This is a genomic window from Methylocella sp., assembly GCF_041905455.1.
Taxonomy (GTDB): Bacteria; Pseudomonadota; Alphaproteobacteria; order Rhizobiales; family Beijerinckiaceae; genus Methylocapsa.
In genome coordinates, this window is sequence record NZ_JAYRLA010000001.1 from 206827 (window position 1) to 219883 (window position 13057).

The 13057-nt window shown below is 70.1% G+C and carries 13 protein-coding genes; 7 read left to right on the top strand and 6 right to left on the bottom strand.

All coding sequences use genetic code 11. The features are described from left to right. Positions 1-4: 4 nt before the first annotated feature. Positions 5-481 (bottom strand): iron response transcriptional regulator IrrA, encoded by a 477-nt coding sequence (gene irrA / locus ACE3OG_RS00945; protein WP_374305181.1) that lies wholly within the window; start codon positions 479-481, stop codon positions 5-7. 153 nt (positions 482-634) lie between these two features. On the opposite strand from irrA, the gene grxC reads away from it, so the two are divergent. From grxC to ACE3OG_RS00960, 3 genes are all read left to right on the top strand, one after another. Beyond that, positions 635-898 carry a glutaredoxin 3 gene (grxC, locus tag ACE3OG_RS00950; RefSeq protein WP_374305183.1) on the top strand — a complete coding sequence of 88 codons (264 nt, stop codon included), beginning with the start codon at positions 635-637 and terminating at the stop codon, positions 896-898. After that, positions 895-1362 carry a DUF1178 family protein gene (locus ACE3OG_RS00955; protein WP_374305185.1) on the top strand — a complete coding sequence of 156 codons (468 nt, stop codon included), beginning with the start codon at positions 895-897 and terminating at the stop codon, positions 1360-1362. Before grxC ends, ACE3OG_RS00955 begins: the two co-directional genes overlap by 4 nt. Positions 1363-1487: 125 nt before the next feature. Beyond that, complete coding sequence (locus ACE3OG_RS00960) at positions 1488-2027, top strand: DsbA family protein (protein ID WP_374305641.1); 540 nt, start codon at positions 1488-1490, stop codon at positions 2025-2027. Positions 2028-2031: 4 nt separating this feature from the next. On the opposite strand, the gene ACE3OG_RS00965 is transcribed toward ACE3OG_RS00960, so the two are convergent. Beyond that, a complete protein-coding gene (locus ACE3OG_RS00965) occupies positions 2032-4101 on the bottom strand; it encodes a M3 family metallopeptidase (RefSeq protein ID WP_374305187.1) in 2070 nt (689 codons plus the stop codon). A 106-nt stretch (positions 4102-4207) separates the two neighbouring features. On the opposite strand from ACE3OG_RS00965, the gene ACE3OG_RS00970 reads away from it, so the two are divergent. Continuing rightward, on the top strand, positions 4208-6352 hold the full coding sequence (locus ACE3OG_RS00970) for a histidine kinase dimerization/phosphoacceptor domain -containing protein (protein WP_374305189.1): 2145 nt from the start codon (positions 4208-4210) through the stop codon (positions 6350-6352). Between the two features lie 9 nt (positions 6353-6361). Here the strand turns inward: ACE3OG_RS00970 and ACE3OG_RS00975 are convergent, their stop codons facing one another. Beyond that, the gene (locus tag ACE3OG_RS00975; RefSeq protein WP_374305191.1) at positions 6362-7204 is read right to left on the bottom strand and encodes a sterol desaturase family protein; all 843 of its coding nucleotides are present in this window, start codon (positions 7202-7204) and stop codon (positions 6362-6364) included. Between the two features lie 218 nt (positions 7205-7422). Here ACE3OG_RS00975 and ACE3OG_RS00980 point away from each other — a divergent pair, with 218 nt between their 5' ends. Further along, positions 7423-8115 (top strand): orotate phosphoribosyltransferase, encoded by a 693-nt coding sequence (locus ACE3OG_RS00980; protein WP_374305193.1) that lies wholly within the window; start codon positions 7423-7425, stop codon positions 8113-8115. A 33-nt stretch (positions 8116-8148) separates the two neighbouring features. Here ACE3OG_RS00980 and ACE3OG_RS00985 read toward each other — a convergent pair whose 3' ends face one another. From ACE3OG_RS00985 to ACE3OG_RS00995, 3 genes are all read right to left on the bottom strand, one after another. Then, entirely contained in the window at positions 8149-9243 is a 1095-nt protein-coding gene (locus tag ACE3OG_RS00985; RefSeq protein WP_374305195.1) for an alkene reductase, read from the bottom strand. 103 nt (positions 9244-9346) lie between these two features. After that, positions 9347-9601: a DUF2312 domain-containing protein gene (locus ACE3OG_RS00990; RefSeq protein WP_374305197.1), complete on the bottom strand. Its 255-nt coding sequence runs from the start codon at positions 9599-9601 to the stop codon at positions 9347-9349. 212 nt (positions 9602-9813) lie between these two features. Next, complete coding sequence (locus tag ACE3OG_RS00995; protein ID WP_374305199.1) at positions 9814-10647, bottom strand: N-formylglutamate amidohydrolase; 834 nt, start codon at positions 10645-10647, stop codon at positions 9814-9816. A 327-nt stretch (positions 10648-10974) separates the two neighbouring features. On the opposite strand from ACE3OG_RS00995, the gene ACE3OG_RS01000 reads away from it, so the two are divergent. Both ACE3OG_RS01000 and pyk read left to right on the top strand, forming a co-directional pair. Then, positions 10975-11397 (top strand): DUF1036 domain-containing protein, encoded by a 423-nt coding sequence (locus ACE3OG_RS01000; protein WP_374305643.1) that lies wholly within the window; start codon positions 10975-10977, stop codon positions 11395-11397. A 176-nt stretch (positions 11398-11573) separates the two neighbouring features. After that, positions 11574-13043, top strand: a complete 1470-nt coding sequence (gene pyk, locus ACE3OG_RS01005; protein WP_374305200.1) for a pyruvate kinase — start codon at positions 11574-11576, stop codon at positions 13041-13043. Positions 13044-13057 lie beyond the last annotated feature (14 nt).

Here is a 13057-nt window from a genome sequence, read left to right on the forward strand (position 1 = left end):
GCCCTCAGACCGCGGCGTCGCGCAGGCGGACGACGATGTCGACGGCCGCGACGGCCTTGCCCTGCGGCGGCGGCGGCAGCTTCAGCTGGTCGATGACGATCTCGGGAATGTCGATCAGCGCGCCGTCGATCAGGAAATGATGATGGCGCGCCGTATTGGTGTCGAAATAGGTGCGCGTGCCGTCGACCGCGACCTCGCGCAGGAGCCCCGCCTCGGTGAACTGGTGCAGGTTGTTGTAGATGGTGGCGAGCGACACCGGCACCTTCGACGCCTGCGCCTCGTCCTGCAGCGCCTCGGCGGTGAGGTGCCGGTCGCCGTGCGAGAACAAAATCCAGCCGAGCGACAGGCGGGGCCGCGTCGGCCGCAGCCCGGCCGCGGCGAATTTCATGCGCAGCTCATGGAACGGGCACCCGACGAGCGCGCCGAGCGGCGTTCTCGCGGCGATTTCTGACCTGCGGGGTTTGACGCGGCGTCTGGGCATGAGTGCGGCCGTCGGATCGGTGTCGGGAGCCTGAACGATAAAGCCACCCGCGCCCCGCGGCAACCTCGGCGCTGACTTCAATCTTGAGCGCAACCGGAGCGCTTGTCGGAAGAAGCGCGATTCATATATGGTTGTCACAGAGGATGACGATCCATGACACAAATCACAATTTATACGACCGCGAGTTGTCCCTATTGTCAGCGCGCGAAGGCGCTGTTCGCGCAAAAGGGGCTCGCGTTCAAGGAAATTCCAGTCGACGACGATTTCAAGATGCGCGCCGAGCTCGCCGAACGCACCGGGCGCAGGACCGTGCCGCAGATCTTCTTCGGCGAACGCCACGTCGGCGGCTGCGACGATCTTTATGAGCTTAACGACGAGGGCAAGATCGAGCAGATTCTCGCCGAACAGACGCAATGATCAAGTTCGTATTACGCTGCTCCGAGGGGCATGAGGCCGAAAGCTGGTTCCATGACGGGGCCGCCTACGACCATCAGGCGCGGCTGGGACTGATCCGCTGCCCCGTCTGCGGCTCGTCGTCGGTTGCGAAGGCGATCATGGCGCCCGCGCTCGTCCGCGGCGAGCGAGCGCCGGAGACGCCGAAGCGGCCGCCTGCCGGCGAGGCCGAATCGCTTCAGCCGCCGGCCGTCTTCTGCGCGGCCGACGAGAAGCTGCGCGCGCTGATGAAAGAGTTTCGGCGGCGCGTCCTCGAGGAGACGGTCGACCTCGGCGACAAGTTCGTCGAGGAGGCCTTGAAGATCGAAAGCGGCGAGGCGCCGGACCGGGCTATTCGCGGCCAGGCGAGCGCGCGGGACGTGCGCATGCTGCTCGAGGAGGGGGTTCGCGTCCTTCCGGTTCCGCGCGCGCCGGGCGACTTCAACTGAGCGCGCCGGCCCTGCGCCCGCGCGTCGCGTCGCTCGTCGCCTGCCTCATCGCCCTGCTCGTCCTCGGCGCCGCCGCCTTCGCCGCGCCGCTCTCCAAGGACGACCCCGACCTCAGCCGGGAGGCGCTGCTCGCCGATCCGCAAACGCCCGTCGGCGGCGCGCGCGACGGCGACCTCACCATCGTCGCCTTCCTCGACTACAATTGCCCCTATTGCATGAAATCGGCGGCGGCGCTGCGCGATTTCATGCGCGCCGACGGACGCGTCCGTCTCGTCTACAAGGACTGGCCGATTCTCGGGCCGGTCTCGGAGGACGCCGCGCGCCTCGCCCTCGCCGCACAATATCAGGGAAAATATGAAGCCGCGCACGAGGCCCTGATGTCGGGCGCGCGCAAGACCTCGGCCGAGCAGGCGCGCCGCCTGCTGGCCGCGGCCGGCGTCGACATGGCCCGCCTCGACCGCGACCTCGCCGCCCGCGCCGGCGAGATCGACGCGATCCTGAAGCGCACGGAAAAGCAGGCGGACGCGATGCAGTTCGCCGGAACGCCGGTCTATCTGATCGGCCCGCTGCTCGTCGCGGCGCCGCTCGACCGCGCCGGCTTCGAGGACGCGGCGCGCGAAGCCAGGATGCGCGAGGCCGAGGCGCGCGCCGCGAAGGCCCGCTGACGCCTCACGCCGCGTCGCTCGCGGCGTCGTCGAGGCCGCGCTTGCGCAGGAGCGCTTCGGGCGTGGGCGCGCGGCCGCGGAAAGCGGCGTAGGCCGCCTCCGGGTCGGCGCTGTCCCCGGCGGCGTAGACATGTTCGCGCAGGCGCCGCGCGGTCTCCGGGTCGAACGGGTCGCCCGCCTCGCGGAACGCCTCGAAGCCGTCGGCGTCGAGAATCTCCGACCACAGATAGCTGTAATAGCCGGCGGAATAGGACTCGCCCGAAAAGATATGCTGGAAATGCGGCGTGCGGTGGCGCATCGCCACGGCGCCCGGCATCCCGAGCCGCGCGAGCTCGCGCCGCTCCAGCGCCACGACGTCGAGCTCCTCGGGGTTCGGGTCGAGATGCAGGGCGAGATCGACGAGAGCCGAGGCCGCATATTCGAGCGTCGCGAAGCCCTGGTTGAATTTTCGCGCCGCGATCAGCTTGTCGATCAGCGCCTCGGGGATCGGCTCGCCCGTCGCGTAATGGCGGGCGTAGCGGCGCAGCAGCTCCGGCTGCTCGAGCCAGTGCTCATAGAGCTGGGAGGGGAACTCCACGAAGTCGCGCGCGACGTTGGTGCCGGCGAGCGTCGGGAAGGTCACGTCCGAGAGCATGCCGTGCAGCCCGTGCCCGAACTCATGGAACAGGGTGCGCGCGTCGTCGAAGCTGAGCAGCGTCGGCTCGCCCTCGCCGCCGGGCGAGAAGTTCATCACGTTGACGATGATCGGGAGCTGGCCCTCGCCGAGCCGGTGCTGCGTGCGGAAGTCGCTCATCCAGGCGCCGGAGCGCTTCGAGGGCCGCGCGAGATAATCGCCGATGAACAGCGCGACCGGCTTCTCCTCGCGGAAAACCTCGAAGACGCGCGCCTCCTTCGTGTAGAGGGGGATGTCGAAGCGTTCGACGAAGGTGAGGCCGAACAGGCGCTCCGCCGCGAAGAAGGCGGCCTCGACCATCGCGTCGAGCTTGAGGTAGGGCTTGAGCTCGCTCTCGTCGAGGTCGAACTGCGCCTTGCGCTGCTTCTCGGCGTAATAGCGCCAGTCCCAGGGCTGGATCGTGAAATTCCCGCCTTCCGCGGCGGCCAGCGCCTGCAAGGCTTCTTCTTCCTGCGCGGCGCGGCGCAGCGCCGGCGGCCAGACGGATTCGAGCAGTTCGAGCGCGGCCTGCGGCGTCTTGGCCATCGTGTCGGCGAGGCGGAAATGGGCGAAGCTGTCGTAGCCGAGAAGCTTCGCCCGCTCCGCGCGCAGCTTCACCATCTGCGCGGCGACGGCGCGGTTGTCGGTCGGGCCTTCGTTCTCGCCGCGCGCCGCCCAGGCGCGGAACGCCCGTTCGCGCAGGTCGCGGCGCGCCGAGAACTGCAGGAAAGGCTCGATCGAGGAGCGCAGCAGCGTGATCGCGTAGCGGCCGGGATGGCCGCGCTCGGCGGCGGTCCGCGCGGCGCTCGAGACGAGGGAGGCGGGCAGCCCGTCGAGATCGCCCGCGTCGAGCAGCATGAGCCAGGATTTCTCGTCGGCGAGAACGTTCTGCCCGAATTGCGCGCCGAGGCTCGCGAGCTGTTCGCCGATCTCGGCGAGGCGCGCTTTCTTCTCCGCGGGCAGGCCCGCGCCGGCGCGGATGAAGTTGAGGTAGGTGCGCTCGAGCAGGCGCGTTTCCTCGGGCGAGAGGCCGAGATCCTCGCGCGCCTCGTAAAGCGTCCTGATTCGCGTGAACAATTTCTCGTTGAGAAACGTTTCGCTGCGGTGGCGCGACAATACAGGGGCGATGTCGCGCTCGAGGGCTTCGAGCTCGTCGTCGGCGTCCGTCGAAACGAGATTGAAGAAGACGCTCGCCGCCTTGTCGAGGTTCTCGCCGCTGCGCTCCAGCTCCACAATCGTGTTCGCGAAACTCGGCGGCTGCGGGTTCTCCGCGATCGCCGCGACCTCCGCCTTGGCCTGGCCGAGGCTCGCCTCGAAGGCCGGACGGAAGTCTTTTGAGCCGATCCGCGCAAAAGGAGGAACGCGGAACGGGCCGTCCCACGGGCCGAGCAGGGGATTTTCTGCGACCTGCGTTCCGGCCATGGCGGTCTCCTTGACGTTGCGCGGGCTCGCCGCCCGATGAACGATAGACCATCGCCCCGCCGCGGCCAACGAGAGCGCCGCGCTTCCCTTCAACGTGAATCCCGCCATGCAGACCAGCGCCGACTTCGACCTTGACGCCTGCGCCCGCGAGCCGATCCACACGCCCGGGGCGATCCAGCCGCACGGCGTCCTCATCGCGTTCGAGCGCGCGGGCCTGCGCGCCGCGATGGCGGCGGGCGACGTCGCGGGACGGCTGGGGATCGCCGACTGGCGCTCGCGTCCGCTCGCCGATTTCCTCGACGCCGACGCGGCCGGCCGCGCCGCCGCGGCGCCGGCGGGGCCGGCCTCGACCTTCCTCGGACGCAGGGAGGGCCGCGCGGGCGAGGCCTTCGACGCCAGCGCGCACGCGGCGGGCGGCTTCGTCTTCGTCGAATTCGAGCCGGCCGGCGAGGGCGCGCGGACGGCCTGCGAAGCGCTCTCGATCCTCGAGGACGCCGGCCTCGACTTCCAGCGCGCGCAGGACGTCCGCGCGCTCTGCGAGGCGGCGGCGACGCGCTTTCGCGACGTCGCCGGCTTCGACCGGGTGATGATCTACCGCTTCCTCGAAGACGAGTCCGGCGTCGTCGTCGCGGAGTCGCGGCGCGCGGACGTGCGCTCGTTCCTCAACCAGCATTTTCCGGCGTCCGACATCCCGCGCCAGGCGCGCGAGCTCTACGTTCGCAACCTCGTGCGGACGATTCCCTGCGTCGACTACGAGCCGGCGCCGCTCGAGCCCGCGGACCCTGGGCGCGAAGTCGCCGGCGTCGACCTCAGCGACTGCGCGCTGCGCAGCGTCTCGCCCATCCATCTGCAATATCTGCGCAACATGGGCGTCGGCGCCTCCGCCTCGATCTCGATCGTCGTCGACGGGCGGCTGTGGGGGCTCGTCGCCTGCCACCACGAGAGCCCGCGCGGCCTCGGCCATGAGGCGCGCGGCCTGTGCCGGATGCTGGCGCTCAATTTCGCGCAGCAGATCAGGGCCAAGGAGGACAGCGAGGGCTATCGCGAGCGCCTGCGCCTGTCGAGCTTCTCGGCCGGCCTCGTCGAGGCGCTGGGGCGCGACGGGCCGCTCGACAGCGCGCTCGCCAATCATGTCGACGAGCTCGGCGCGATGCTGCGGGCCGACGGCGCCGCGGTGCTGCGCGGGCGCGAACGCCTCGTCGGCGGCCATGCGCCTTCGGAGCCGGAGGCCGCCGAGCTCGCGCGCTGGATCGTGCGGCGCGGCAAGCCGGCCTTCGCGACGGACCGACTCTCGCAGCTCCATCCGCCGGCCGCGGCCTACCGCGCGGCGGCGAGCGGCGTCGCCGCCGTCGTGCTCTCCTTCGAGGAGCCCTGGGCGATCCTGTGGTTCAGGGCCGAGAAGGTCGAGACGGTCGAATGGGCCGGCAATCCGCACAAGGGCGACGCGGGCGAAGCCGGGATTCTCACGCCGCGCGCCTCCTTCGCGCTGTGGAGCGAGACGGTGCGCGGCCGCTCGCGCGCCTGGACCGTCGCCGAGGTCGAGGCGGCGGGCCGGCTCGGCGCGCTGGTCGTCGAGGCGCGCCTCGTCAAGCGCGAGCGCGAGCTCAACCGCCGCCTCACCGAGACGCTGAAGGACAAGGACGTGCTTCTCGAGCAGAAGGAGTTCCTGATCGGCGAGGTGAACCACCGCGTGCAGAACAGCCTGCAGCTCGTTTCGAGCTTCCTCACGCTGCAGGGCATGCAGTCGCAGGACGAGGCGACGCGCGCGGCGATGACCGAGGCGAACCGGCGGGTCGCCGCTGTCGCGCTGCTGCACAGGCGCCTCTATCGCGGCGACCAGCTCGGCATGGTGCAGCTCGCGCGCTACGTCGAGGATGTCGTTTCCGACGCCGTGCAGGCTCTCGGCTTGGGCTGGGCGAGCGAAATGACGCTCGATCTCGCGCCGGTGGCGGCGCAGACCGACCAGGCGGTGTCGTTCGGGCTGATCCTGACCGAGCTTCTGATCAACGCCAACAAATACGCCTATGGTGGCGCGCCGGGGCCGATCCTGATCCGCCTCAGGGCCGAGCGCGACGGCGCGGCGCTGACCGTCGCCGATCGGGGCGTCGGCCGCGCCGAGGGGACGAGGCGCGGCTTCGGCGCGCGGATGCTGGAGGCGCTCGTCCGCCAGCTCGGCGGCGAGCTGATCTATGAGGACAACGGCCCCGGCCTCAGGGCGACGCTGACCGCGCCCCTGCGCGTCGCCGTCTGACGCGGCAGCCTAGCGCGCTGCCTCACGGGCGCGCCGGCGCTCGGCGCGGGCCGCCTCCTGCGCGGGCGTGCGCGCCGCCGCCGGGCGCTCGCCGACGAGATCCCAGCGGGTCCCGAACATGGAATCGCAGATGCCCGGGCTGCCGAAGCCGTCCGAGAAGCTCACATTGCCGCGCCGGTGATGCTCGGCGTGCGCGCGGCTGCTCGAGAGCCCGCGCAGGAGGTCGTAGACGCGCCCCTTGAGGCCGGCGGCCTGCGGCAGGCGCGCGGAGAAATCATAGCCCGAATGCTCGTAGAGCCCGCCGATCGCGCCAAGGCTCGCGACGAGCAGATGGAAGCTCACGTCGGCGCCGGCCGCGACCAGCGTCAGCGGCAGGAGATAGGGCAGGACGATCTCGAGGAAGAAGTCGGGCGCGCCCATGTAGCAGGCGCTGACCGCCCGGCTCGCCGTGGTCGAATGGTGCACGCCATGGCCGAGCTTGCGCATCAGCCCCGGCCGGTGCAGCACGAGCCGATGCGTCACGTATTGCACGACGTCGTGGCCGACGCTCATCGCGATCATGGCGAGGACGAAATGCAGCGCGCCGATGTACGGCGCGCCGACGAAGGCGAGCCCCAGCGCCTCGAGCGCCGCCATCGACGGCAGCAGGATGAAGAACTGGTTGAACAGCACGCGCGGCAGGAGCTCGAAATAGCTCATGCGCTCGACCGCGCGCATCTTGTAGGCCGGGAAACGGCCGGTGCGGTCGCACCATTCGAACCACAGGCCGACGCCGTGATAGACGACCATCTGGACCGCGAAGGTCAGGATCGAGAGGGGGATGATCGGGAAGGGGCCTGCGGCTTCGCTCAAAACGGCGTCCTTTGCGCGGTCGAAGATGGATTGCGGCCGTCAATCAGCCGCCTGCGCGGATTTGCGTTTGATTTACCGCACAAAAATGGCGCGGGGCGCGCAACTTTTGTGTCAGCGTGTAACGGCTTCGTCTTCGCCCCTTGCCAATCCGCGCCGATGAATTACGAGAGGCCGCGCGCCGAAGCTCCCTGCGGCGCGGGCATTGAGGACGCTTCACGATGACCATGGACGCGGCGCAAAAGCGCATGATCGCGCGCGAGACGGCGAAGATGCTGATCGAGGTCGAGGCGATCCTCTTCAACCCGGAGAAGCCCTTCATTTTCACCTCGGGCTGGGCGAGCCCGGTCTACACCGACATGCGCAAGCTGATCGCCTTCCCGCGCCTGCGCCGGCGCATCCTCGACTTCGCCGTGGCGACGATCGAGCAGGAGATCGGCTACGAAAAGCTCGACGTCGTCGCCGGCGGCGAGACGGCGGGCATTCCCTACGCCGCATGGCTCTCCGAGCGTCTGATGCTGCCGATGCAATATGTGCGCAAGAAGCCGAAGGGCTTCGGCCGCAACGCGCGCATCGAGGGGGTGGTCGCGGACGGGGCGCGCACGCTGCTGGTCGAGGACCTCGCCACCGACGGGCGCAGCAAGGTCTCGTTCTGCGAGGCGCTCCGCGAGGCGGGCCAGAGCTGCGGCCACGTCTTCGTCTTCTTCTTCTACGGCATCTTTCCCGAGGCCGCGAAGATCATGGCCGACATCGGCGTCGAGCTGCACCATCTGACCACCTGGCGCGACGTGCTGGAGACGGCGCGCGCGGAGGGTTATTTCGCGAAGGGCACGCTCGACGAGGTCGAGAAGTTTCTGGGCGCGCCGGCTGAATGGTCGGCGGCCCATGGCGGCGCGAGCGCGATGAAGGGCTGAGCGAAAGAGCGGCCGCGAGGCCGCGCCCGTTCCTCACGCGTCCGAAAGCGCCGGATAGTCCGTGTAGCCTTCTGCGTCGCCGCCGTAGAAGGTGTCGGGGTCGGGCGCGTTGAGCGGGGCGTCCTCGCGCAGGCGCTCGACGAGGTCGGGATTGGAGATGAACGGCCGGCCGAAGGCGATGAGGTCGGCGCGCCCGGCCTCAAGCGTCTCGATGGCGAGTTCGCGCGTGAAGCCGTTGTTGGCGACATAGGCGCCCGAAAAGCTCTTGCGCAGCTTCTGGAAGTCGAACGGCGCGGCGTCGCGCGGGCCGCCGGTCGCCCCCTCGATCGCATGGAGATAGGCGAGGCCGCGGGCGCCGAGCGCCTCGGCGAACGGGACAAACACCGATTCAGGCGCGCTGTCGGCGATATCGTTGAACGGGCTCACCGGCGACACCCGCACGCCGACGCGCGCCCTGTCCCAGACGTCGAGCACGGCGTCGACGACCTGAAGCGGAAAGCGCAGCCTGTTCTCGACCGAGCCGCCGAACTCGTCGTCGCGCCGGTTGACGCCGTCCCTGAGGAACTGGTCGAGCAGGTAGCCGTTCGCGGCGTGAATCTCGACGCCGTCGAAGCCGGCCTTCCTGGCGTTCTCCGCCGCCCGCCGGTAGTCCTCGACGACGCGGGCGATCTCCGAGGTCTCGAGCGCGCGCGGCGTCGACGTCGGCACGAAGCCGGTTTCATCATACACCTGCGCCTTCGCGGCGATCGCCGAGGAGGAGACCGGGGCCGCGCCGCTCGGCTGAAGCGAGACGTTCGAGATCCGTCCGACGTGCCAGAGCTGGATGAAGATCAGCCCGCCTTCGCCATGCACGGCGTCGGTCACCTTGCGCCAGCCCTCGACCTGCGCGTCGGCGTAGACGCCGGGGGTGTCGAGATAGCCCTGGCCTTCCTGCGAGATCTGCGAAGCCTCGGAGACGATGAAGCCGGCCGAGGCGCGCTGGCGGTAATATTCGGCGTTGAGCGCGGTCGGCGCGAGCGCGCCCTTGCGCGCCCGGCTGCGCGTCAGCGGCGCCATGACGATGCGGTTGGGCAGGCGCAGATCGCCGAGCGTGAAGGGGGAGAACAGGATTTCGGCGTCCGCGGCCATGTCAGAGCTCCGTTTCGACGGCGTTGCGCCGCAATATAACGCGCGAGCAGGCCGCGCGTCGCGGGGTCGCCGCAAAAAGCCGGAGTCTATCTGGAGCGGAGGCCTATTTCATGTTGAGCGCGGACATATAGAGCTCGAGAATCGCCTCCATCTCCTTGCGCTCGGAGTAGTCCTGCTTGCGGATGCGGACGATCTGCCGCACCACCTTCACGTCGAAGCCGCGCCCTTTCATTTCGGCGTAGACGTCGCGGATGTCGTCGGCGAGCGCCTTCTTCTCCTCCTCGAGCCGCTCGATGCGCTCGACGAACTGGGTGAGCTCGGCGGCGGCGACGCCGCTGTCGGCGATGTCATGGGTCATGGCGCGTCTCCCGGAGCGTGCGCGTCGCGCGGCCGCGCGAGGATTATGGAAGGCGTCCCGACGGCGCCTCGACGTTTGGCGGCAACGATCAGGCGGCCCGCCAAGCCTTACGGCGGCGTCCTTCAGCAAATCGTTAACGCGCCGCCGGCGAGCGGCGGTCATCGCCCCGCGCCGGCGCGTGGTCAAGGCGGCGGGGTCCTTGTCCCCGCTATCTACCGCGCGGGCGGCGCGGCGCGGTCCTGATGGCGGCCGGTGCGGCTCGGATGGAAGGCCGCCTCGCGCAACTCGGCGCGCGTCAACTGGGCGGCGAAGATCGGGGCGAGCCGGTCGGCGAGCCGCTCGGCGTCCTCGAGCGAGGCGATGAGGTCCTGGCGCGCCTCGACCAGCAGGCCGGCGAGGCCGCGCCGCGTCACCTCCTCGTCGAGCGTGTCGCCCTCGAGCGCGCCGTCATAGGGCTCGTTGTCGCCGACGATGAAGCCGCCCTCCTCGAGCGCCTCGATCAGCGGCAGGGCGAGGCGGGGATCGGTGTCCCACAGGACGCCGATCTCCCACGGCCGCGGCTTGCCGCGCCAGTTCGGCGTGAAGGAATGGATCGAGAAGATGACGGGCAGGGGGCCTTTTTCGGCCATCGCCTCGATCGTCGCGCTGACGGCGTCGCGGTACGGGCGCCAGTAGAGCGCGAGGCGGCGCTCGACTTCGGCGTCGTCGGCGCCGGCGTTGCCGGGCACGATCGCCCCGTCGGACACGCGCATGACGAGGGTCGGATCGTCCGCGCCGCGGTTGGGGTCGATCAGCAGGCGCGAGAAGCGCGACAGCACGGCCGGCGCGCCGGTCAGGGCGGCGAGGCGGCGGGTGAGGGCGGCCGCGCCGATGTCGTAACCGATGTGCCGCTCGATCTCTCCCGGCGCGAGGCCAAGGTCGCCATAGGCGGCCGGAAGCGCGTTCGAGGCGTGGTCGCAGATGAACAGGACGCCGGCGTCGAGCGGCCCCTCGATCCGCTCGATGGGATCGAAGGCGTCCTCGCGGGCGCAGGCGCGGTCCGTCATCGCTTGAGGGCTCCTTCGTCTGTCCTGGGCGGCGGTGAATCGGGATGGGACCATCGCCCGGCGCGCGCGCCGCCGCAACACCCGCGCCCGGACGGCGATCGCGCGCCTGAGAAATTGTGATCGCCCGGGCGTCGGGACGCGGGCGGGCCGGGAGCCGGCGGCGCTGGCCATCGTTCCGGGCGCGCGCTAGAAGGCCCGCTCGTCTCGTTGCGTGAAGACGCGCGGGCGTCGCCGCGTCCGGCGCCGCCCGGAAATCTTCCAGGGATAGGCCGGCAATTGGCGTTCGCAGGGAAGAAGACCGTGATCTTGACCGGCGCGCGGGGAAGGATTACCCCCGCGCCTGGGCTCGGCCTCGGGCTGCTCGCGGCCGTCTGGCTCGCGTCTCCGGCGCGCGCCGACTTCCGTCTCTGCAACACGACCGCGAACCGCGTCAGCGTGGCGCTCGCCTACACCGACGGCTCGACCTGGGTCAGCGAAGGCTGGTGGAACGTCAAGCCGGACGCCTGCGAGACGCTGGTGCGCGGGCCGCTCGCGGCCGAATTCTATTATCTCTACGCGATGGACGAGCGCGGCGGGGAGTGGAGGGGCAAGGCCTTCATGTGCACGCGCGACCGCGAATTCCGCATCCTCGGGCGCGAGGATTGCTATGTCCGCGGCTTCGACCGCACGGGCTTCTTCGAGGTCGACACCGGCAAGGAGGCGAAGAACTGGACGGTCCAGCTCACCGAAGGCGCGCAGGCGCGTCCGTGACGAGCGGCGCAAATTTTTCGCGGAATCGTCGCGGCCTGACGTAAAAAGGCGATAAGACCGTTCTAGAGCTGGGCCGCGAACGGCGTCGGCGGCCTGCGCGCTCTGGTCCATGTTTGTCCGCAAGGACGCGGAGACGGCCGCCGCTTTGCGCCGGCCCAGGCAAGAAGAGGCTTTCCATGCGGCGTCTGCGTCGGTGCAAGATCATCGCGACCATCGGTCCGGCCTCCGCGAAGGAGGAGACGCTCAAAACTCTCCATCGCGCCGGCGCGGACGTCTTCCGCATCAACATGAGCCACGCCTCGCACGACTCCATGCGCGAGCAGGTGCGCATGATCCGCGCGGTGCAGGCCGACTCCGGGCGCCCGATCGGCGTGCTGCTCGACCTGCAGGGTCCGAAGCTGCGCATCGGCCTGTTCAAGGACCGCGCCGTCAGGCTCGAGCTCGGCGCGATCTTCACGCTCGACTCCAATCCCGAGCCCGGCGACGAGACGCGGGTGTGCCTGCCCCACCCCGAGATCCTGCGCGCGCTGGCGCCCGGCCACACGCTGCTCGTCGACGACGGCAAGGTGCGCCTCTATGTCGTCGAGGCCGACGCGACCCGCGCCGTGGCGCGGGTCGAGGTCGCCGGCGAGATCTCGAACCGCAAGGGCGTGAGCCTGCCCGACACCGAGATTCCCGTCTCGCCGATGACTGAGAAAGACCGCGCCGACCTTGAAGCGGGCCTCGAGACGGGCGTCGACTGGGTCGCCGTGTCCTTCGTGCAGCGGCCGGACGACGTCGCCGAGGTGAAGAAGCTCGCCCGCGGGCGGGCGCTGGTGATGTCGAAGATCGAGAAGCCGCAGGCGATCGCGCGGCTCGACGAGATCGTCGAAATCTCCGACGGGCTGATGGTGGCGCGCGGCGATCTCGGCGTCGAGATGCCGCTCGAGAAGGTGCCCGGCCTGCAGAAGCGCATCAGCCGCGTCGCTCGCCGGCTCGGCAAGCCGGTCGTCGTGGCGACGCAGATGCTGGAGTCGATGATCAATTCGCCGGTGCCGACGCGCGCGGAGGTCTCGGACGTCGCGACGGCGGTGTTCGAGGGCGCCGACGCGGTGATGCTTTCGGCCGAAAGCGCCGCCGGCCACTATCCGGTCGAGGCGGTCGGAACGATGAACCGGATCGCCGAGGAGGTCGAGCGCGACGCCTATTTCCGCGGCATCATCAACGCCCAGCGCGCCGCGCCTGAGGCGACGGGCGCGGACGCCGTGGCGGTCGCCGCGCGCAACGTCGCCGAGACGCTCGACGCCAAGGCGATCGTCGCCTGGACGGCGTCGGGCGCCACCGCCCTGCGCATCGCGCGCGAGCGGCCTTCCGCGCCGATCCTCGCGCTGACGCCGTTCCCGGAGACCGCATGCCGGCTGGCGGTGGCCTGGGGCGTGCACGCGATCATCACCAGGGACGCCAACGACATCGACGACATGACGCGCCGCGCGGCGAAATTCGCCTTCCGCGAGGGCTTCGCCTTCGTCGGCGACCGCATCGTCACGGTGGCCGGGGTGCCCTTCGGCACGCCGGGCGCGACCAACATGGTGCGCATCGACTTCATCAACGAGACGGCCGCCCAGGCGGCGGGCGCCCATTGCGCGACGCTCGAGGTGGCGCAGTAGGCGGCCCATCCCGG